Raw genomic sequence first — 20,903 nt, forward strand, 5'->3', positions numbered from 1 at the left:
CCCCAACCCTCCCCCGCAAGCGGGAGAGGGGGCTCAACCGCCGTCGCGGCTGCTATCCAGTCTACTCGCGTGACAATCTAGCTACAGCGCCGGTAGCGCGGTGACGGCGGCCTTGATGGTGCCGTCGGTTTCCACGACCACCCGGAGCGTCTTCGAATCGAACGCGATGCCGGCAAGGCGGATGCTGTTGACGTCGGCGTCAACCCGGATGCCTTCCTCGTTCTTCTGCAGGTCGGCGATGGCGGCGGCAATCTTGCGCTGCGCGTTGCTCGCGAACGGCTTGAGGTCGACCACCAGCCGGTCGGCGAGCGCCTGCTGCATGTGCGGGATCGCCGCGCGCGCGGCGGCGCCGAGCAGGCCGAACGCGGCCTCGGACTCGACCGCCAGCTCGACGTCGGCGAGCCGCAGCGTCTGCGCCGCCTGGTCGAGCCGCGGCCGACCCCAGATGTGCACGGTCGCCTCGGCGCCGAGGCCGAAGAAGCTCTTCTTCTCCTTGGCGTGCACCAGAAGCGAGATCAGAAGCCGGTCGCCGGAGGCGGCGATGCTCGCGCTCTTGACGGTGACGTCGACCGGGCCGGAGCCGTCCTCGGGGAAGGTCTTGCCCTTCAGCTGCGCCTCGACGAGTTGCGTCAGCGTGGTGAAGGACATGTCGACCGGCAGGCCGACCGAGACCTGGCTCGGCATCGGCGGCACGATCGAGAGCTTGTCGGGGAACGGGCAGTTCGGCGTGGTCTGCGTCTCCGTGATCCGGGTCTCGGCCTCGATCCCCATGGTCAGGATCAGCGAGGACGCATCGACCTTCGGCTGCGCGGCGATCGCGCGGGTCGGCCGCAACTCGAGCCACATCGGCGGCATCGATGCGGTGCCGCCGGTGCCCTGCAGCGGGATCGAGCGGCAGGCCTTGGTCCATTGCGTGCGTGCGGTGTTCTGGAACACCGGGTCGTTGTGCAACCGCGCCTCGACCACGGAGATCTGGTCGGCGACCGCCTTGTCGATGACAGGCTTGACCTGGGCCGGTACGCTGATGCGGACGCCGGCGGCCGACAGGCCGGTGTCGCCGAGATTGACCTGCGCCTGCAGGTTCGGCTCGATCCGCCAGGACGCGCCGAGCTTTGGCCGCGCGGTCAGCGTGACGCTGCCTTTGATGTCGGCATTGGCGTTGATGTTCTTGATGTTCACGGCGCCGATCTGCTTGGCGACGTTGCCGCCGAGCAGGTTGCCGAGCGCGTTGGTGACGGCGCCGGTCGCCTTATCCGACAGCGAGCCGGTGACCTTGAGCGTGCCGTTGATCGGGGTCGTCAGCGTCAGCACGTCCTGCGCGCCAGTGGCTGCGATCGGCCCGCGCGACGCGGTCCAGCCGATGTCGGCATTTTGCAGGATTTGCTGGACCGGGTTGTCGGCCTTGCCGCCGAAGGTCTTCGGCGCGCCGCGTTCGGCGGCATCGCGGATCGCCGACAGCGCGACCGAGACCTGCGCCACGACCGTCGAGGAGCGCGGCGCCTGCGGCAGCGGCGGCAGTTGCACGAGCGGCGGCGTCTGCACGGTGAGGCTCGGCGCGAGCCAGTCCATGGCCTTGAGGCTGATCGCGAACGAGACCAGCACCACCGTGAGCCCGAGCGCGATTGTCCTTGGATGCATCGGTAGACGCATCGTCCCCCCGGATGAAAATCAACTTGACGGGTTGTACAGGCCCCCCGACGAGGGCGCCAGTGTGGCGGGATCAAGCTGCTTCAGGGGCGGAAGCCCGCCGCCCGCCCGCGATCACCCAGACGTTAACGATCCCTGCGTTAACGATTGTGAACGCGACAACGGCCCCGGCATGATGCCGGAGCCGTCGTCGATGTCTGAATATGTCGGGTTTAGCGGACGGCCGAGCCGAGATCGGCGCGGCGGTCGGTCATCGGCAGCACGATCACCTTGGTGCCGACGCTGACCCGCGAATACAGGTCGGCGACGTCCTGATTCGTGAGGCGCAGGCAGCCGGACGACACGTGGGTGCCGATCGTCTCCGGCGCGTTGGTGCCGTGGATGCGGTACACGGTGCCGCCGAGATACATGGCGCGGGCGCCGAGCGGGTTGCCGGGGCCGCCGGCCATGTGGCGCGGCAGATAGGGCTGGCGGGCGATCATTTCCGGCGGCGGGGTCCAATCCGGCCATTCCGCCTTCTTGGTGATGGTCTGGGTGCCCGACCAGGTGAAGCCGTCGCGGCCGACGCCGATGCCGTAGCGCATCGCCTGGCCGTTGCCGAGCACCAGATAGAGATAGGTGTGCGGGGTGTCGATGATGATGGTGCCGGGCGCTTCGCGGGTCGGATAGACGACGACCTGGCGGCGCAGACGGGCGGGCAATTCGACGGAACGGTCTTCTTCCTGCGCCTGCGGCATCGACTGCACCGGCGGCTGCACGGCCTCGGTCGGCGGCGTCAGGATGAAGGGGAAGATCGGCAGCGGAGCGGCCGCAGCGGAATTCGAGAAGGCAACGGTGCCAATCGCCAGCGCACCGAAGGCGGCGGCAGCGAGACGTGCGTTCAGCTTGATGGAATTGAACATTGTCGACCCCTGTTGTTTGCGCCCTGCGCGCCAGTTCCGGCGCGTCGTTGGCTCAAACCAGTACAGATGAGGCGTTTCAGGACGTTTGCACGAAATCGCCAAAATGGTTTCGTGCCGTTAGGGGTTTGTTTCGTCCGTGTTTCGTCGAACGGTTAAGGGCGGGTTGCCGGGAGGTGTCCCGTCCCAAGACATTTTTCCTGGCACGGCCCTTGCTGTCCGAAGGCGTGGTTCGGAATGGAGTGGAAATCATGCCAGCGCCTTCGATCGGGAGCATGCTGGATCGGCAGAAAGGCTTTGGTCCCGGGTTCGATTTTCTCCGCGTTGCGCTCGCGATCTCGGTGGTCGCGGGGCATACGCCCTATGTTGCCACCTGTCGCGGCGATTCCGATCCGACGTGGATCCTCTGGTTTCCGCAATTTGCGATCCTCGTGATGTTTTTCGCGCTGAGCGGGTTTCTGATCGCCGCAAGCGGGCTGCGGCTCAGCGTTAAGGAATTCCTGATCAATCGCGGCTTGCGGATCATTCCGGCGCTCGCGGTCGAGATCGTGCTGTCGGCGTTGATCCTCGGGCCGATCTTCACCACGCTGCCGCTCTCCGACTATTTCACCAGCGCCGGCACCTGGAAATACTTTACGAACGTCGTCGGCCTGGTGAATTACACGCTGCCGGGCGTGTTCAACGGCAATCCCGCGCCGGAGGTCAACAGTTCGCTGTGGACCGTGCCGTTCGAATACGGCTGCTACGCTGTGATGGCGGTCATCATGGCCCTGGGGCTGCTGCGCAGGCCGCTACTGATTGTGCTTGGCGTTGTCATTCTGGTCGGCATCGGCTTTGCCGTGCAGTTCACAGGGCATACCGCCAATCCGTCGCAACTCCCTCCCGGCGTTGCGGGCACGCTGTACGACAAGATCTTCAGCACGGCGCTGTTTCTCGGACGCGGTGCGAAATTGCCGGTCGCCTGTCTGCTCGCCATCGTGGTCTACCTCTACCGCGACCGCATTCCCTATGACGGGCGGATTCTCGCCGCCTGCTGCGCGCTCTGCCTCGGCGCAGCACTGCTTGGGCCGGCGGCCTGGATGACCCAGCCCGTCCTCAATGCCATCATCGCGCCGGCGCTGATCTATATCACCGTGTTCCTCGGCGTCTCCAATCTGCCGCGGCTGCCGCTGTTTTCGAAAGGCGACTACTCCTACGGCATCTATCTGTACGGCTTTCCGATGCAGCAGGTGGTGAAAGTGTGGCTGCCGAATGCGTCGCTGATTGTCCAGTTCGCCGTCGCGCTGGTGCTGATCACGGCGTTCGCGGCGTTCTCCTGGCACTGCATCGAGAAGCCGATCCTGAAGCTGCGCCGCCATTTCTCCTTCGTGGCGCGCAAGCGGCTCGAGCCGGACGAGAAGGTCAAACCGCTAGAGGGGATCGGGCCGCTTGCGGTCAGCGTGAGCGGCAGCCGGAGCGCGCGATCGTCCTGACGGGAAGCCACAACGGCGGCACTCAGAGGTGAATGTATCCGGCCAGTCCGTCCCACAGCAGCTTGGCCGCGGTGACGACGAGAATGGCATAGCAGGCGCGGTACAGCGCGCGCTGGTCGAGCCGTTCGTGCAGCCGCCAGCCGGCCCAGACGCCGACCGGCACGGCCGGCACGCACAGCGCCATCAGCATCCACAGGCTGCGCGACGGCGTGGCGAGCACGAGCCAGGGACCTGCCTTCAGGAGGTTGCCGACCGTGAAGAACAGGCTGGTGGTGCCGGCGTAAAGCGCCTTCGACATGCCGAGCGGCAGCAGATAGATCGCGAGCGGCGGCCCGCCGGAATGTGCGACCATCGTGGTGACTCCGGAGGAGAGCCCGGCGAAAGTGGCCTTGATCGTCGAGCGCGGACGCGGCTTGATCTCGCCGCCGCCGATGAACCACAGCGCGACGAATACCAGCGTCACCATGCCCATCACGATCTCGACGGCATGCCGGTCGAGATCGCGCAGCACGAAATAACCAAGGCCGATGCCGACGATGAGCGCGGGCAGCAGCGTCGCAAGGTCGGTGCGCGACCAGGTATTGGGCCGCCAGAACCGCAGCGCCGTGATGTCCATCACGACGAACAGCGGCGCGAGCAGCGCGCCGGCCGCGATCGGATCCATCACCAGCGAGAGCAGCGGGATGCCGACGATGGCAAAGCCGCCGCCGAACGCACCTTTCATGAAGGCGATCAGGAAGACGCCGGCCAGCGCCACCGCGAGCACGAATGGCGCGGGCAGGTCGGCGATGATGGACGTGATCATGGTGTCGTGCGGAGCGTTGTGGTCGTACTCATACATGGCCACGCGCGCATGCAGGCGCAATCCAAACATTGCTCTCGGTGCACATTGCTCTCGGTGCAATCGGCGTGTGCGCGTTAGCCGGCGCGCTTCCTCGGCAGGTCCGGCCTGTCGCCGTTGATCACGGCACGGCGGTCGGAGACGGCGTGATGGAATTGCTCGAGCGTCAGCCCGATCACCGACAGGTCGCCTTCCTCGATCGCGCCGTCGTCGTAGCAATCGAGCGCCTCGCGCAGCAATGCGTCGGCATCGCTCTGCATCGCCGCGAGCTGCTCCGGCGTCTCGGCACTGCGTACTCGCGAGATCAGCGTCAGCAGATTGTCGCGATGGGTGATGTATTGCTCGCGCTCGTCACGCTTCGTGTGGTGGCGCAGCCAGGCGCCGGCCGAACCGAGGCCGGAGATCAGCAGGATGCCGCCCCAGATATAGTCGGAGTATTTTTCTAGGAAGGTGCGCTCGGTGCCGTCGATATAGGCGGCAGCGCCCTGATGCGCCGGCAATGCGGCGTCCTTGTCGGTGTCCGGCTTCTCGATCTTGGCCGCCGCCGGCAGGTCGCGCGCGACCTGGAGGCGCTGCGTAAACAATTGCCGGTCCAGCGCGCCGACGGTCGACTCGTGCAAGCTGTGCTGCGCGATGATCAGGTGATTGACGCTGACGGTCTCGACCTTGTCTTCGGGGCGTGCCGGTGACGAGGAGAAGATGCTGCCGGCGATCTCTTCCGATTCGTAGAGCGGATGCTTCTGCGCGATCGCTTCGGAGACCTCGATGGGAATGAATTTCGGCTCGCCGCGCGCAGCAGCCGTCGCCGCGATCGCTTCCGCCGTCACCTTGCTGGCGAGCGGGCCGACGGTCATGTAGGCGTCGAGCGAAGGATCGCGCGCGAGGTCGGCGACCTTGTTGACGGCGAACTGGCTGATCGCGACCTTGTCAGGATTGACGCCGGATTCGGTCAGGATCACGCGCAGCAGCGTGACATTGGCCGGGGTGCTGCCGATCACGCCGACCTTGTGGCCGGCGAGATCGTCGATGCTCTTGATCCTGGCGGAGCGGGGCTTGCCCTTGCCGCCCGAGGGGGTCCAGAGCACGACGACGTTCTTGCGCAGGATCGCAACCGACTCGGCGCTTGCCGGCAGATTGAGATCGCCGCGCACCACCGCGAGATCAACCTTGTTGGCCGTGAACAGCGCGATGCTCTCGGCGGCGCCCTGCGTCGGGACCGGCTTCAATCGCACGGAACTTCCGTCGTGCGCAAACGCCTGCGCGAAGCCCTGGATGAGCCTGACGTCGTCGCTGCCGGTCGGGCCGACGGCGATCGTCAGCGTCACCGGACGCAGCGCATAGAACAGCGCGCCGGCGGCGGCGCCAAACACAAAGATGCCGACCGCAAGTATCAGGAGTGACGAGTTTCGCCTTCTGAGCCTGCGGCGCGTGGTGCCGGAATTTTCACTCTGCTCTGACATCTGATTGTCACGTTACACGAAAAACCGGCCGTTTGCCCTGAAAAACAACCTAACATTTCGATGACGTCATACGTTTGAAACATCCATGTCAGAACGTCATGCGAGCAGAATCAAGATTAACGATTTGGGTTTCCTGCGATGCGCATACTCGTTGCGACCGATGCCTGGCATCCGCAAGTCAACGGCGTGGTCCGGACGCTGACGTCGCTCGCGCGCAGCGCCGAGACGCTTGGCGCCGAGATCGAATTCCTCACCCCCGACGGTTTCCGTTCGGTCGGCGTGCCGACCTATCCGGGCCTGCGGATGGCGCTGCCGAACCGCCGCGAGATCGCGCGCCGGATCGAGGAGGCCGCGCCCGAGGCGATCCACATCGCGACCGAAGGGCCGATCGGCTGGGCTGTGCGCGGCTATTGCCAGCGCAACAAGCTCGCCTTCACCACGTCCTATACAACGCGCTTTCCGGAATATGTTTCGGTACGCACCGGAATTCCCGACAGCGTCGGCTACGCCGTGCTGCGCCACTTCCATGCGGCAGGCTCGATGACGATGGTCGCGACCGACTCGCTGCGGTCGGAGCTTGCCGAGCGCGGCTTCCGCAGGCTCGGCTTCTGGACTCGCGGCGTCGACACCAAGATCTTCAATCCCGACCAGCCGGCGGTGCTCGATCTGCCGCGGCCGATCTTCATGACGATGGGCCGCGTCGCGGTGGAGAAGAACCTCGATGCCTTCCTGTCGCTGGACCTGCCGGGCTCCAAGGTCGTGGTCGGCGACGGGCCGCAACGGGCCGCGCTGGAACAGAAATATCCCGACGCGATTTTCCTTGGCGAGAAGAAGGGCCAGGATTTGACCTCGCACCTCGCTGCCGCCGACGTCTTCGTGTTCCCGAGCCTGACCGACACCTTCGGCGTCGTGCAGCTCGAGGCGCTGGCCTGCGGCACGCCGGTCGCGGCGTTCCCGGTCACCGGTCCGAAGGACGTCATCGCGGATCATCCGATCGGCGCGATCGACAATGATTTGCGCAGCGCCTGCCTGCGCGCGCTGAACATGTCGCGCACGGACTGCCGCAATTTTGCGTTGGAGCGTTCCTGGGAAAACAGTGCGCGTCAGTTCATCGGCAATCTGGCCACGTTGCAGCCGAGCCGCGCGCCGCGGCCCGCCCGCCGCGTCGCCGGCCGCAGTGCGGTTCCGAATTAACAGCTCAATCGAACGAAAGACGAGAGACTCTCTATGGCTGAAATCATCAAGCTGGGCGCAGACCGTTCCATGGACTTCGACCGCGAAACGGTCGAGCAGGCCTATGACCGCTGGGCGCCGATCTACGACCTCGTGTTCGGCGGCGTGTTCAGCAAGGGCCGGCAGGCGGCGATCCAGGCCACCAACAAGATCGGCGGCCGCGTGCTCGAGGTCGGCGTCGGCACCGGCATCTCGCTGCCGCTCTATGGCCAGAACGTGCGCATCTTCGGCACTGACATTTCCGAGGCGATGCTCGAGAAGGCCAAGAAGCGCGTCGCCGAGCAGGGCCTGAAGAATGTCGAGGGCCTTGCGGTGATGGATGCCGAGAAGCTCGAATTCCCCGACAATTCGTTCGATGTGGTGATGGCGCAGTACGTGCTCTCAGCGGTGCCGAACCCGGAAGCCGCGATGGACGAGTTCGCGCGCGTGGTGCGGCCGGGCGGCGAATTGATCATCCTGACCCGGGTGAGCGCCGACGCCGGCGTCCGCCGCTTCATCGAGCAGACGCTGCAGCCGGTGGTGCGCCCGCTTGGGTTCCGTACCGCTGAATTCGCCTGGTCGCGCTACACCAAGTGGCTCTCCGGCGCGCATGGCATGGAGCTCGCGGAACGCCGCCTGATCCCGCCGCTCGGCCATTTCTCGCTGGTCCGCTTCCGCAAGGCGGACGTCGCCAAGGCGGCTTAAAAAGGCGGCCTGAAGAGCCGCCTGAGGCGGCTCAGCCCGCCGGTCCTTCCGGGTGAGGTGGCGCACAGTGCGCCGCAAACCGGAAGGCTAAGATCTCCTCTGCCTCATCCCCGCAAATCTCCGGGATGAGGCGAGACCCTTCTCCAGTCGCGTCAAGGTGTCGCTCCGCATTGTCATATGTCATTATGATGATGTCACACGCGATACATCGAATCCCTGTAGATCCTGTCCCGAAAGATGTTGGGGGAACCAATGATCAAGAATTTTCTGCAAGAGCTGCGTACCCAGCGCTGGGATGACCATCGCTTCTACCATCACAGCCGGATCAACCAGAGCCTGCACTTCGTCAGCGCGCTGAGCTTCCTGTTCGCCTATGTGATGCTGTTCTTCGATCCGGTCGTGTCGGCGCTGGTCGGCTGGCTGGTCTCGATGACCTCGCGCCAGGCCGGTCACTTCTTCTTCGAGCCGAAGGGGTACGACCACGTCAACCAGGCGACCCACGAGCACAAGGAAGACATCAAGGTCGGCTACAATCTGCAGCGCAAGGTCGTGCTGATGGCGATCTGGGCGCTGTCGCCGATGGTGCTGTATTTCGATCCGACCCTGTTCGGCCTGTTCAAGCCCTGGGTCACGATGGGCGACTTCACCCGCCAGGTGGCCAAGATCTGGCTCGCGGTCGGCATCGGCGGTCTCTTGTTCCGCACCATCCATCTGTTCTTCATCCGCGACGTCGAAACCGGCCTCGTCTGGATGACCAAGATCATCACCGACCCGTTCCACGACCTGAAGCTCTATCACAAGGCGCCGCTGTTCCTGATGAAGGGCGAGCTGATCGATCCGGGTCTCGAGAAGCACGTCAAGCACGCCTGATCGTTGCTCCCAGCGTCTTCCAACTGCGTCATGCCCGGGCTTGTCCCGGGCATCACCGTTCTTAGGCCATGTCGGATACCCTCTCGTTGAGCCGTTTCGACCGCACGAGCACTTCACCTCGCCCCGCTTGCGGGGAGAGGTCGGATCGCGTTAGCGATCCGGGTGAGGGGGGCTCACCGCGAGTCCGTCTGTCACATATCTTGTGGATGCAGCCCCTCACCCCAACCCTCTCCCCGCAAGAGCGGGGCGAGGGGGGGAGAGAGCAGGGCCAGCCGTCAGCGGCCCAGCCGCACGGCGACCATCTCCTTCAGGATCTGCCGCTTGATGTTCTTGTTGGTGAGGCCTTCCTTGTGCCACCACCAGCCGTCGCGCTTCATCTTGTCGCAAGCCGCGACGAAGCGGTCGCTGACCTCCGCGAAATCCGCGTCGGTGTAGTTCAGGCTGAAGATCAGGCGGCCGGTGCCGACCCAGCTCAGCGCCAGCCCCTCGGCGCGCAGGTAGTATTGCAGCATCCAATTGTAGCGGGACGGCTCGGTGTAATAGACGGTCCAGATCGACGAGATGTTGCCGACGCGAACCGGCAAGCCTTGCGCTTCGAGCCGGTCGTTGAGCGACTTGGCGCGGCCGTTCCAGGTCTCGTCCAGCCCGTTGTAGATCGAGCGGAAGTTCGGGCTGGCGAGCCGGCTCAGGAACTCGTCCATCGCCGTCATCACGTAGGGGTGCGAGTTGAAGGTGCCGCGGGCGAAGCAGATGTCGGCCGGCCGGTCGTCGCGGAAGCGCCGCATCAGGTCCTTGCGGCCGCACACCACGCCGACCGGAAGGCCGCCGGCAAGGCTCTTGCCGTAGGTCGCCATGTCGGCCTTGACGCCGAAATATTCCTGGGCGCCGCCGGCGGCGAGGCGGAAGCCGACGAACACCTCATCGAAGATCAAGACGATGCCGCGCTCGGTGCAGACCTCGCGCAGCTTCTTCAGCCATTCGGTGTAGGCGGCGCGGTCGTACCGGGAAGAGCGCGAGGAATCGACCAGTGCGGAATCGCCGGGCGCGTTGCCGTTCGGATGCAGCGCCTGCAGCGGATTGATGAGCACGCAGGCGATGTCCTTGCGGGTGCGCAACACGTGCAGGGTCTTCTCCGACATGTCGGCGAGCGTGTAGGTCTCGTGCGGCGACACCGGGTTGCCGACACCGGGCTGCACCTCGCCCCACCAGCCGTGATAGGCGCCGGCGAAGCGCACCAGATGCGTCCGCTTGGTGTGGTAGCGCGCGAGCCGCACCGCCTGCATCACGGCCTCGGTGCCGGACATGTGGAACGAGACCTCGTCGAGACCGGAGATCTCGCAGAGCCGCTTCACATTGTCGGCAATGATCGGGTGGTAGGGGCCGAGCACCGGACCCAGCGCATGGGCGCGCTTCTCACCCTCGGCGATGCACTCCTTGTAGAAGTCGTTGCCGAAGATGTTGACGCCGTAGGAGCCGGTCAGGTCGTAGGAGACATTGCCGTCGAGGTCGGTGACGGTGACGCCGCGGGAGGCCTCGACGAAGGCCGAGGTGCCGAGATGCTCGCGCACCAGGCGGCTGTACTGGAACGGCACGCGGTAGCTTTCAGTGAACTGCAGATCGGAGATCCGCTCCGTCACCTCGGCGGTCAGCGCGCGGCCCTTGGGATAGCGGTCCTGGTAGAGGCCGGCGAGGCGGAAGAAGCCGTCCTGGCGCTGCATCGCGATGTCCTTCGGCGCTCCGTCGGAGCAGAAGAACTGGTCGATGTCGAATTCGTAGTGCGGCACCATGCGCGCCACCATCTTGGACATCTTGGAATGTCCGGTCAGCGAGCGGTGCTTGGCGCGCGACAGCGCGATGCGGGCCTGAATCTTGGGGAAAGCTGCGGCGGCGCCGGCAAGTGCGGCGGCGGACAGCGAGAGAATCGGAAGGGATGTTTCCATGACAGAAGCGCTAGCCTCGGCACCTAACAAATTCATGACAGTCAAGGGCCTGATATCGGCATTCACCCAGCAGGAAGACCTCAATTTCCTGCTAACCAACCGGATTCCGCGGGCGGCGCTGACCCGTTTCATGGGCTGGTTCTCCAAGATCGAGAACCCCCTGGTGCGCGACGCCTCGATCGCCTGCTGGAGGCTGTTCTCCGACCTCGACCTGTCGGAAGCGAAGAAGACCGAATTCAAGAGTTTGCACGATTGCTTTACCCGTGAGCTGAAGCCGGGCCTGCGCCCGGCGGCGGCCGATCCCGCCGTCATCGCGAGCCCGTCGGATGCGATCATCGGCGCGCATGGCCGGATCGAGGACGGGCAATTGTTCCAGGTCAAGGGCGCGCCCTATTCGCTGCTCGATCTGGTCGGCGATCCCGCGCTGGTGGAGCAGCATCGCAACGGCCGCTTCGTCACGCTGCGGCTGACCTCGAGCATGTATCACCGCTTCCACGCACCCTATGATCTCTCGATTGACAAGGTGACGTTCATTCATGGCGACGTCTGGAACGTCAATCCGATCGCGTTGAAGCGGATCGAGCGGCTGTTCTGCAAGAACGAGCGCGCGGTGCTGCGTGCAAAACTGCCGACCGGTGAGGCGCTGACGCTGGTTCCGGTCGCAGCCATCCTGGTGGCCAGCCTTCGCCTGCATTTCCTCGACGTCACGCTGAACGCGCAGTCGCGGGGCCCGGTGGATTTCCCGTGTGACGCGCATGTGAAGAAAGGCGATGAACTCGGCTGGTTCGAGCACGGCTCGACGATTATCGTGCTCGCGCCCGACAATTTCGAGTTCTGCGACAATGTTGCCGAGGGAACGCGGATCAAATGCGGCGAGCCTTTGCTGCGAAAACCCTCATAGCGCTTTCGAGCGAAGTGGGCACCGGTTCGCGTGAAGAAAGCGCGTCAAATAGGAATTTTGATGCCGCTTTGTCCTTCACATGTCATTGTTTGAGCATGATCTCCGCGCAAATGCATTTTGCGTTTGTCGCGAGGGAAAAGCGGTTTCCACTTTTCCGGATCATGCTTTAGAATGGCTGCGATCGTCGTGCGACGATCCTAAATCGCAAACCTTTGGGATATGAGATGGCGCGGACGCCTGTTCTGGCGGCGGGAGGTATTGTGCTGCGGCGGGAGGCGCCGCCGCGCTTTGCCGTCGTGCGCCTGCGCAAGCGCAATGAATGGGTGCTGCCGAAGGGCAAGCTCGACGACGGTGAGACGGCGCGCGCCGCCGCCGAGCGCGAGGTGCTGGAAGAAACCGGCCACGACGTCGACGTGCACGAGTTCCTGGGCACGCTGGTCTATGATTCAGGCGGGCGCTCCAAGGTGGTGCATTACTGGCGCATGGATGCCGGCGGCAAGCCGGTGCGCGAATTGATGAGCGACATCAGGGAAGTCGATTGGCTGCCGCTCGATGCGGCGCTGGAGCGGCTGTCACGCGGCTATGAACGCGCGTTCCTGGAGAATGTCGGCCCGATCGCGTTACAGGCCGCGGCGAACGCCGAGCGCGAGCGGCGCGCGCGCTTGCGCGTTGCCGCCGCAGAGCGCCGCCGTGTGCGGCTTGCTGCGGAGGAGTTGGTCGCTGAAACGCCCGTCGACGCCGATATGGCTGCGGCCGCTGAAATGTCCGTGGTCGCTGAAGAGCGCATGGTCACCGAAGTGCCCGCGGAGGCCGAGACGCCAATCGTCGTTGACGCGCCGTCGCCGGTCACGGCGGAGACGTCCGATCTCGCGGAGATGCCGGCGGTGGATGCCGGGCCGGACCGGCGCACCGTCGCGCCGGAGCATAGCGCTGTGGATGGCCGCGAAGCGGTCGCAACCGAGCCTGTCGTGGAAGCGGAGGCATCCGACGCGTCGCCATCGGATGCGCGCGAGATCGAACCTGTTGCCGCGGCCGTTCAGCCGATCCCGCGCAAGAACCTGATCGAGCGCGTGCGCGACTGGCTGCGCCGCGCGGCGTGATCAGCGGGACACTGCCTGCCGTCGCTCCGCCCGGGGCATGGCCGGCCGGGAAGTCTCGATTTGCTGCTGCAGGGCAACGCACTCGGCAACGCGCTTTGGCGAACCCAGCTCGGTTGCCAGCAGCCGTGCGGCATGAACTTCGGCCATGGCGCCGCGACTATCGCCACGCTCGAGCTGGAGCCTGGAAATCTGCAATCTCAGGCGCACGACCTGGACCCGCCCTTCGATGCTCGACCACAATTGGCGGGCGAGATGGAGATGCCGCATGGCTGCTTCATGATCCTGGCGCGCGAGGGCGAGGATCGCCTGCGCTTCGTTGGTGAGCGCGCGGATCGAGGGCATCGGCCAGCGATCCGGATTTCCCGAGAGTTCGCAGATCAATGCCTTTGCCTGACCGCTCCGACGCGTGTGTGCAGCAACCAGCGCCAGATGGGCGAGCAGGATTCCCCGCCGTTGCAATGTCCACCAGGTCTTGCCGATCAGGCTCCGTTCCAGGCCTGCATAGGCGGCTTCCGCTTCGCCTCTTGCGAGCAACAGCATGGCGCGGCCCGGCTCCGGGCACCAGCCCAGTGTGTAGGCCCTGTCGTAGGCCTCAAGTGCTGCATCGTCATCGCCGATCGCAGCCAGGATATCGCCCAGCACCCGGTTGGCATCGCCCATCGACCATGGCGCATCGCTCGTCAGCCGCGCCAGCGCGTCCTGGATACGAGCCAGCGCTTCGTCGAGCGAGCCCCTGATGCCGAGCACCTCCGAGCGATGCAGCTGGCATGAACCTGTCAATTCCATGCCGCTGCTCGAACAGAAATTCTGGTAGCTCCGTGTCCACTGGTCGGCACGTGCCCAATCTCCGAACATCCGGGCGGCCCAGAGAATGTTGCAATAGAGGCTGCCGCCCATGATCGGGTCCAGATTGTTGCTGGACAGCGCGACCGCGGCGGCATGGTCCTGATCGGCCAGTCCGCCATGCGTATCGCCGAGGCACAGCCGATAGAAGCCGCGATAGGCCAGGCTCAGCGCTTCGACGTTGAGCGCATCCTTGTATCTGACGGACGTGTAGGCGGCGTCGGCCAACGCGAGTGCCTGTTCGGGCTCGCCGTCGAACGCCGCCAGCTTCGACTTCATCCACAACAACAGGGCGGTCGTCGGAGGATCGTCGAGCTTTGAGGCCCAATCTTCCGCGCGCGCGAGCCAGCCCTTTCCGATCGCGGCCTGTCCGCTCTCGAAATGCAGACCCGAGAGCGCGATCGCATCGACCGTGGCTCCGGTGGCATCACCGGCCTCGCTGCGCGCGGCGACCGCGCGAACCAGAATCGGGATCGCTGCCGCAGCTTTGCCCAGGCATTGCAGGGCGAGCGCCCAATCGTGCAGATCTTCGGCGCTCAGCTGACGGTCGTCCTTGGCACTCTCGAACAGGGTTGCCGCCTGCAGCCACAATTGCGCGGCCGCCGCGCGGCGGGCGAGTCCGAGGGGGCCATCGGCCTGCTTTCGGGCGATCCGTTCCGGCTGCCTGATCTCGGAATCGACAAAGAAGCGATATCCCTTGCCCGGCAGGTTTCGAACCGCGCCGTCCATGCCGCCCTGGCGAAGCGCGGCGCGCAATGAACTCACCGCCCGTTGCAGCGAGTTGTCGGTGACCGTGACGTCAGGCCAGACGGCTTCGAGGAGTTCTTCCTTGGAGATGACGCGCTCGCGGTGGCGGACGAGATAGACCAGCAAATCGAACACGCGCGGCTGCAATGCGATCTCTTGGCGCGCGCACAGCAGCACGCGTCCAGCTTCATCAAGCTCGAACAGTCCAAATGAGAATGCCATGTGTATAGGTCCGGGGTCGCCGGAAAAGGTTCAGGCAAAGATCAGACAATGATCAGCCCGCGGTAAGGACAGTTGGCGTCGACGGCGTCTATAGCTGACCATGGCCGCGATCACCGCAGCCCTGCTGTTCAACCGTCGCAACTCAGGAGATTTCGATGGAACTCTATGTCATTCGCCGCCCAAGCGCGTGGGCGAACATGGGCGAACTGGAACTCGCCGGCGCAACGTCCGCGCGGATCGGCGACGAGCAGATGCCGGACCGCGTCCGCTGGATCCGCAGCTATGTGGTGCATGAGGCGGATGGTCGCATTGGCACGTTCTGCATATACGAGGCGCGTGACGGTGACTCGATCCGCGAGCATGCGCGCTGCGTCGGCATGCCGGGCGAGGAATTCTACAAGGTCGCGGCAACCGTGGTGGTGCGCGGCGATCCCGTCGAACCGCCCATTGCAGCCGAATGACGCCTGGCGAGGCGTCGCATGGCGCATCCCGGCCAAACCAACATCCGGGCCGCCATTTTCTATTCGATCAAGGAAACGATTATGCCGATTTCATTCATGGAGTTCGTGTCAAATTCGGTGCGAAGGCATTTTTCAATCCTGCTTTTGCGCATCCGCAGACTAGTCAATCAATCGGTCGCAGGTATGCTCGCGCACCGCGAGCGGCAAGCCAGTGGCTTGATGCCGCGCAAGCACCGCGGCCGGCGGTCCAAGGCCGGCGGCATCCGCTGTTCGCAGTCGATCATTCGAAGTGCGGTGCTTGGGCTGATGATCGCGGGGTTGTCCTCGCCCGTGTTCACGAGAGCGGAGGAGCCGGTCGTTCGCGAGCATCGCGCAGCCCTGGTGAAGCAAGCGGTCCGGACCCAGCGTAGCGGGCATGGCTGCAGGCATCGCACCGATTGGAGCATCGTTGCCGCATCGACCATCCCGGCGCTTCTCGGCTATCGCACGTAGCGCGCCGCACATTGAAGTCATTGCCCGCACGACGCGGATTTCCGGCGAAGCCAGCCGCCTTGCCGCGGGCCGCGCCACTTTTTCAAAGGAGAAGCATATGAATATTCAGACCGAAATGCCCGTCGTCGATCTCGCCGCCGTCAAGGCGCGCCAGCAAGCCACCTGGAGTTCGGGTGACTACGCGATCGTCGGCATCACGCTTCAGATCGTCGGCGAAACGCTCTGCGAGGCTGTCGACCTGCGCAGCAATCAAATGGTGCTTGACGTCGCCGCCGGCAATGGCAATGCGACGCTCGCCGCAGCGCGGCGCTTTGCCGACGTGGTCTCGACCGATTACGTCGCGGCGTTGCTCGAACGTGGCCGCGAGCGGGCGGCCGCCGAGCGTCTGCCCGTCACGTTCCAGGAAGCGGACGCGGAGAAGCTGCCGTTTGCCGATGCGAGCTTCGATGTGGTGCTGTCCACCTTCGGGGTCATGTTCACCGCCGATCAGCAGCAGGCGGCGAATGAACTGCGCCGCGTCTGCCGCATCGGCGGCAAGATCGGCTTGGCGAGCTGGACGCCGGAGGGATTCATCGGCCAGCTGTTCAAGACCATCGGGAAATATGTGCCGCCGGCGCCGGGGGTGAAATCTCCCGCGCTGTGGGGCACCGAGGCGCATCTCGGCGCCTTGTTCGGCCCGCGGACGACGGTTGATGCCAAACGCATGCACTTCAATTTCCGCTACCGGTCGCGCGAGCATTTCCTCGAGATCTTCCGCACCTATTACGGTCCGGTGCTGAAAGCCTTCGGGGCGATCGATCCCGTCAAGCAGCAATTGCTCGCGACCGACATGCTCGGCCTGATGGACCGGTTCAATGTCGCCAAGGACGGCACGCTGGTCATCCCCAGCGAATATCTCGAGGCTGTCATCACCAGGCGGGGCTGAGCTCCCGCGGGCTATTCGTCGATCTGAGCGTGGCGCCGGCGTTCTCGCCGGCGCCACATTCGTTGGTTCGATCGCAGGAGCCCATGCGATGGCTCAATTATGGCGCTTGTCCTTGGGCTGCGGCCTTGCCGCGCGCGGCGGCGGTGCGCGCCGTTGCTGGAAGGCTGGGCGTGCCTGCACGGCGGGCCGTTGCATGCCGGGGCGCACACCTGGTGCAGCCTGCTGAATGCCGGGCCGCGCCTGGCCCGGTGCCAGCGGTGCGGGCTGTGCCGCGCCTTGTCGCGGCACGCCGGGTTGATGAGCCGGCTGAGTCGCTGGCTGTCCTGGCTGGCGCACGCCGCCCGGCGGCTGTGTGCGTCCGGGCTGCAGGCCGCCCTGACGTGCAGGCGACTGTTGTCCGCCGGGCTGCGCCGCGCCGCCCTGACGTGCGGGTTGTTGTCCCGCAGGCTGCTGCTGTCCGGCCGGTGTCTGGACGCCGGGCGCGTGCGGCAGCGTTGTGCCGCCGGGCTGGCCGGGCAGCGCGTGCTGCGCGCCGCCTTGCTGCTGCGTGCCCGGCTGCTGCGAGCCTGGCTGTTGCGCACCTTGCCGGCCCGGCGTGCCGGGTTGCTGCGGCTGGCCGGGACGGTTTTGCTGACCGGGCTGCTGCAACTGGCCCGGACGATTCTGCTGACCCGGCTGCTGCGGAGCGTTGCGGTTCTGGCCCGGCAGGCCGTTCTGGCGCTGCGGGTTCGGCTGCACTGGCTGGCCGCGGTTCGGATAGGGCGCCGCCGGATTGGTCCTGCGGAAGTCCGGATTGGCTCTGCGGAAGTCGCGCTGCTCGGTCACGACCTGGCGGCCCAGCGTCTGCGCGGAATGCACCGCACGCACGAAACCCTGGTCGCGCGTCATCTGCTGCGGCGAGATCGTCAGCGGCACCGCGGCGAAGCGGGCGCCACCGGTGCCGGGACGAATCGCAAAGCCGCTCGCGCCGCGCGTCAGCACGCCGAGCGAGGCGCCTGCGCGGTCGTTGACCTCGATGCGGCCGACATGCCCGTCGGCGTCGGGATAGAGCTTGATGCCGACATTGTTGCTGGTCGCGGTGGCGCCTTCGGGCACTTCGACAAGGCCGGTGGTGCCGCGGATGCCGAGGGTTGCGGTCGGCGTCGAGATCTTCATGTCGCCGGTCTTGGCGACGGCAGCGGCGACGAACGCCGCCGTTCCCTTGGCGACGTTGAACAGCGCAGCGTTCTGCTGGCCGCCGTCCTCGTAGACGTAGTTGTCGATCGTGATCCTGGCGTTGGCGCGCAGATTGAAGGTGGTGCCGTCGTTGAAGGTGATGCCGAGCGAGGAGGTCGCCGATGTGGCGACATCGTCATTGGCAAAGATGTCGTCGCGGATCTGCAGCGGCGTCGTGGTGTTGTTGCGCGTGACGGTCGCGGTTCCGGTCAGCGTCGCGACGTTGCCGATCGGCTCGGGCGCAGTCGGTTGCGCACTCGCGGCTGGCGCCGGAGTTGCAGGCGCAGGTGTTGCGGGAGCAGGAGCAGCCGGTGTTGCAGTCGGCGCCGGGGCGGAAGGCGCAGGCTGCGCTTGCGCGAGCTGCGTCAGGCCGGGCGCGGTATTGGCCGTTGTATGCCAACCCATGGTGACGCCGGCACCAAGCAGGAGCGCAAAGAGAAAGGTGCGGCGCATCACCATCGATTCCCGGGGAGGCATTGGGGATCGGCAATTGAGCCGCGTCAGGCTGAATGCCGAATGAACGGTCCTGCCTTGTTGTCATGACGGACCGGAACGATCAAGCACCGCGCTCCCTGCGGGAGGCGGTGCTCATTCGTTGGTCGGGAAGGGGTTGGATCAGCCGCGCTTGTGCGGGGTGATGTTGAGCGGCTTCGCCGGCTTGGCTGCGGGCGAATAGCTCGCGGGCTGCGCGGAGGTGGCGGGCGGCACGTAGTGGAATACGGCCTTGCATCCGTCGCTCAGCAGCGCGCGCTGGCGGACCATGCAGGCGGTGACTCGATCGACATCGGGGATTTCCGAGCTGCACAGCCGCATCGCATCGCCGGTGCACATCTGCTGCTGCTCGTCGGTGTAGGCATAGGACGCTGAGGTCAACAGACCGAGCGTGAACGCGGTTGCCGCCAGCAGTTTGCCGTGACGAAGCGCGGAAGCGGTGAAAGCCATTTTGTCCCCCTTGTGGTGATCGCGCCGATGCAGCGCGTCGTCCAGCGCATCACTAGGGAGGCTTGGTTTCAGGGATTCTTCGTGCGCCCGGCAAAATGGTTTCGTCGCGCGCCGGTTTGTTTCGTTAACCACTCGCAGACGGCGTGAGATCCGCCGTTACGGCACCGCGGGCCGCCGGAGTCCCCTCGAGCGCGAGCACGGCTTCGCGCTCGGCTTCGGGCATGGCGCGGATGCGGCGCCGGGCGGTGAGGCGGAGCGCGGCAAAGCCGCCGAGGAACACCACGATCTTGCTGACGATGCCGAAGATCGGCATCACGACCGCCCAGGTCGTGATCTCGCAGGTCAGCGCGACGAAGGCGTTCACCGCGGCGGAGATAAACATCAGCCCCGACCAGACGTAGCCGACCTTGACGGCGACATCGGGCACGACTTTCTGCGCGATCGCGGGCAGATAGCGGTTGAGCCAGCCGGGCTTCAGCATTACGACGCCGACGATGGCGTAGATCACGCTCGGCTTGAACAGCACAAAGCGCGGGTCATTGGTGAGGAGCGTCGCGGTGCCTGCGGTGACCACCAGGAACAGGCTCAGCCATTCCATGGTGTCGATCCGCTTGCCGCGCATGATCTGGAGGCCGATCTGCACGACGCCGAACGCGATGCCGAGGCCGACCGAGAGCGCCGTATTGTGCGTCAGCAGGAACAGAACAAGGAAGACGAGGGTCGACGCCAGGTCGAGGGCCAGTAGCCGTGCCGCGGTGAGGAAATGCTTCATGGGCCGTTGCGCTCCGCTTGCCTTTGTCACGCCTGATCACGCCTTGCCGCGACGCGGCGCCTGCGTCGGCGCAGCTAGGCAGATTGTGGGGCTGCAAGCCTATCGATTTCTGAAATCGAGGAGCGAATTCTCATTCCGGCCGGGCGATTTTCGCCGCATCCGCGGTTTGCCCGGCAATCGCCTGGCGACGAAACTCGGTCGGTGTCAGCCCGGTGTCCGCCTTGAAGGCGCGGTTGAACGGCGCCAGCGACTGGAATCCGGCATCGAGCGCAATCGTCAGGACCGGTACCTCGGCCTGGCCGGCGTCGGCGAGCGCCGCCTTGGCCTCGTCGAGCCGATAGCGGTTGAGGAAGGCATTGAAGTTCCGGTGGCCGAGCCCGTCATTGATCAGGCTGCGCAACCGGTATTCCGGCATGCCGAGCTTGACCGCGAGCACGCCGATGGTCAGCCCCTCCTGCCGATAGGTGCGCTCGGTCGCCATCAGGTGCCTGAGGTGATTAAGCGCGGCCTGGCTGGACGCCGGCGGGCCGCCATGCGCGAGCGCGCGTGCCCCCCGCGCGGCCTGGCCGTTGCCGCCGCCGGCGACGGCCGGCTGGCTCTCGGGCGGATCGAACAGCATCATCCAGATCGAGATCAGCGCGAATGCGGCAAGGGCGAGCGCGGCGCTGAGATTGATCGACCGGGTTGGAATTGCGGCGAGGCCAGCCGACGCGGCGAACATCATCTGCAGGCCGATGCCGATCATCAGCGTGATCAGGATCCGGCCGCGCGCCGTCGCCGCGACGGTGCGCCATCCCTTCGGAATTTGCGCGACGCCGAGCGCGGCAAAGGCGATCGTCGCCAGCGCCAGGGCGCGGCCGCACGGCCCGGCGAGATCGGGCCAGATCGTCCAGCAATTGTGGCTGATGACGCCAAGACCGGCGAGCAGCGTCCACACCGCCGCGTGCCAAGGCCGCAGCGCAAATCGCTCGTCAAACATCGCCCGCGCCCACAGCCAGAAGATCGCCGGCGAGCCCATCGCGAAGGCGATGAACGGAGAGCTCCAACCGAATGACGATGCGGGAAAGAACGGCGCGGTGGAAATGGCGTAGGACGCGCCGGCTGCGCCCATCGCGGCACCGAGATGCGCGGCGCGATGCACCGCCGCGTAGCGCAGCAGCAGCACCGCGCAGACCACCAGGAACAGTGCGACCACCGCGCCGCGGAGACCGAGTTCAAGAGCCGTCATCGCCATCGC

At 65.5% G+C, this 20,903-nt stretch carries 19 protein-coding genes; 9 read left to right on the forward strand and 10 right to left on the reverse strand.

The window, feature by feature from the left end; genetic code table 11:
• Positions 1–81: 81 nt before the first annotated feature.
• A complete protein-coding gene (locus QMZ05_RS05465) occupies positions 82–1,650 on the reverse strand; it encodes a DUF4403 family protein (RefSeq protein ID WP_353699854.1) in 1,569 nt (522 codons plus the stop codon).
• A gap of 209 nt (positions 1,651–1,859) precedes the next feature.
• Positions 1,860–2,549 carry a L,D-transpeptidase gene (locus tag QMZ05_RS05470; RefSeq protein ID WP_353699855.1) on the reverse strand — a complete coding sequence of 230 codons (690 nt, stop codon included), beginning with the start codon at positions 2,547–2,549 and terminating at the stop codon, positions 1,860–1,862.
• Between the two features lie 248 nt (positions 2,550–2,797).
• On the opposite strand from QMZ05_RS05470, the gene QMZ05_RS05475 reads away from it, so the two are divergent.
• The gene (locus QMZ05_RS05475; RefSeq protein WP_353699856.1) at positions 2,798–4,018 is read left to right on the forward strand and encodes an acyltransferase; all 1,221 of its coding nucleotides are present in this window, start codon (positions 2,798–2,800) and stop codon (positions 4,016–4,018) included.
• A gap of 22 nt (positions 4,019–4,040) precedes the next feature.
• Here QMZ05_RS05475 and QMZ05_RS05480 read toward each other — a convergent pair whose 3' ends face one another.
• Both QMZ05_RS05480 and QMZ05_RS05485 read right to left on the reverse strand, forming a co-directional pair.
• Positions 4,041–4,823 carry a sulfite exporter TauE/SafE family protein gene (locus tag QMZ05_RS05480; RefSeq protein ID WP_353699946.1) on the reverse strand — a complete coding sequence of 261 codons (783 nt, stop codon included), beginning with the start codon at positions 4,821–4,823 and terminating at the stop codon, positions 4,041–4,043.
• A gap of 113 nt (positions 4,824–4,936) precedes the next feature.
• Positions 4,937–6,319 carry a TAXI family TRAP transporter solute-binding subunit gene (locus tag QMZ05_RS05485; protein WP_353699857.1) on the reverse strand — a complete coding sequence of 461 codons (1,383 nt, stop codon included), beginning with the start codon at positions 6,317–6,319 and terminating at the stop codon, positions 4,937–4,939.
• 138 nt (positions 6,320–6,457) lie between these two features.
• Here QMZ05_RS05485 and QMZ05_RS05490 point away from each other — a divergent pair, with 138 nt between their 5' ends.
• The 3 genes from QMZ05_RS05490 to QMZ05_RS05500 all read left to right on the forward strand — a co-directional run bounded on the left by QMZ05_RS05490 (position 6,458) and on the right by QMZ05_RS05500 (position 9,106).
• Entirely contained in the window at positions 6,458–7,513 is a 1,056-nt protein-coding gene (locus QMZ05_RS05490) for a glycosyltransferase family 1 protein (protein ID WP_353699858.1), read from the forward strand.
• 33 nt (positions 7,514–7,546) lie between these two features.
• Positions 7,547–8,236 (forward strand): methyltransferase domain-containing protein, encoded by a 690-nt coding sequence (locus tag QMZ05_RS05495; RefSeq protein WP_353699859.1) that lies wholly within the window; start codon positions 7,547–7,549, stop codon positions 8,234–8,236.
• Between the two features lie 252 nt (positions 8,237–8,488).
• The gene (locus tag QMZ05_RS05500) at positions 8,489–9,106 is read left to right on the forward strand and encodes a hypothetical protein (RefSeq protein ID WP_095735897.1); all 618 of its coding nucleotides are present in this window, start codon (positions 8,489–8,491) and stop codon (positions 9,104–9,106) included.
• Between the two features lie 275 nt (positions 9,107–9,381).
• Here QMZ05_RS05500 and QMZ05_RS05505 read toward each other — a convergent pair whose 3' ends face one another.
• Positions 9,382–11,046 carry an aminotransferase class III-fold pyridoxal phosphate-dependent enzyme gene (locus tag QMZ05_RS05505; RefSeq protein WP_353699860.1) on the reverse strand — a complete coding sequence of 555 codons (1,665 nt, stop codon included), beginning with the start codon at positions 11,044–11,046 and terminating at the stop codon, positions 9,382–9,384.
• A 34-nt stretch (positions 11,047–11,080) separates the two neighbouring features.
• Here QMZ05_RS05505 and asd point away from each other — a divergent pair, with 34 nt between their 5' ends.
• Both asd and QMZ05_RS05515 read left to right on the forward strand, forming a co-directional pair.
• Positions 11,081–11,947, forward strand: coding sequence for an archaetidylserine decarboxylase (gene asd / locus QMZ05_RS05510; protein WP_353699947.1), 867 nt, complete (start codon positions 11,081–11,083; stop codon positions 11,945–11,947).
• A gap of 224 nt (positions 11,948–12,171) precedes the next feature.
• A complete protein-coding gene (locus tag QMZ05_RS05515) occupies positions 12,172–13,047 on the forward strand; it encodes an NUDIX domain-containing protein (protein WP_353699861.1) in 876 nt (291 codons plus the stop codon).
• Here QMZ05_RS05515 and QMZ05_RS05520 read toward each other — a convergent pair whose 3' ends face one another.
• Positions 13,048–14,859 carry a transcriptional regulator gene (locus QMZ05_RS05520; RefSeq protein ID WP_353699862.1) on the reverse strand — a complete coding sequence of 604 codons (1,812 nt, stop codon included), beginning with the start codon at positions 14,857–14,859 and terminating at the stop codon, positions 13,048–13,050.
• A gap of 155 nt (positions 14,860–15,014) precedes the next feature.
• On the opposite strand from QMZ05_RS05520, the gene QMZ05_RS05525 reads away from it, so the two are divergent.
• The 3 genes from QMZ05_RS05525 to QMZ05_RS05535 all read left to right on the forward strand — a co-directional run bounded on the left by QMZ05_RS05525 (position 15,015) and on the right by QMZ05_RS05535 (position 16,737).
• Complete coding sequence (locus QMZ05_RS05525; protein ID WP_050424385.1) at positions 15,015–15,320, forward strand: nickel-binding protein; 306 nt, start codon at positions 15,015–15,017, stop codon at positions 15,318–15,320.
• Positions 15,321–15,338: 18 nt separating this feature from the next.
• Positions 15,339–15,812: a hypothetical protein gene (locus QMZ05_RS05530; RefSeq protein WP_353699863.1), complete on the forward strand. Its 474-nt coding sequence runs from the start codon at positions 15,339–15,341 to the stop codon at positions 15,810–15,812.
• A 97-nt stretch (positions 15,813–15,909) separates the two neighbouring features.
• On the forward strand, positions 15,910–16,737 hold the full coding sequence (locus QMZ05_RS05535) for a class I SAM-dependent methyltransferase (RefSeq protein ID WP_353699864.1): 828 nt from the start codon (positions 15,910–15,912) through the stop codon (positions 16,735–16,737).
• A gap of 93 nt (positions 16,738–16,830) precedes the next feature.
• Here the strand turns inward: QMZ05_RS05535 and QMZ05_RS05540 are convergent, their stop codons facing one another.
• The 4 genes from QMZ05_RS05540 to QMZ05_RS05555 form a co-directional block, all read right to left on the reverse strand.
• A complete protein-coding gene (locus tag QMZ05_RS05540) occupies positions 16,831–18,411 on the reverse strand; it encodes a FecR domain-containing protein (protein WP_353699948.1) in 1,581 nt (526 codons plus the stop codon).
• A 156-nt stretch (positions 18,412–18,567) separates the two neighbouring features.
• Positions 18,568–18,894, reverse strand: a complete 327-nt coding sequence (locus tag QMZ05_RS05545) for a hypothetical protein (RefSeq protein WP_353699865.1) — start codon at positions 18,892–18,894, stop codon at positions 18,568–18,570.
• 124 nt (positions 18,895–19,018) lie between these two features.
• Positions 19,019–19,666 (reverse strand): septation protein IspZ, encoded by a 648-nt coding sequence (locus QMZ05_RS05550; protein WP_353699866.1) that lies wholly within the window; start codon positions 19,664–19,666, stop codon positions 19,019–19,021.
• 130 nt (positions 19,667–19,796) lie between these two features.
• Positions 19,797–20,900 (reverse strand): helix-turn-helix domain-containing protein, encoded by a 1,104-nt coding sequence (locus tag QMZ05_RS05555; protein ID WP_353699867.1) that lies wholly within the window; start codon positions 20,898–20,900, stop codon positions 19,797–19,799.
• Positions 20,901–20,903: the final 3 nt, after the last annotated feature.

The sequence above is a fragment of the Bradyrhizobium sp. INPA03-11B genome (assembly GCF_040446015.1).
Taxonomy (GTDB): Bacteria; Pseudomonadota; Alphaproteobacteria; order Rhizobiales; family Xanthobacteraceae; genus Bradyrhizobium; species Bradyrhizobium macuxiense_A.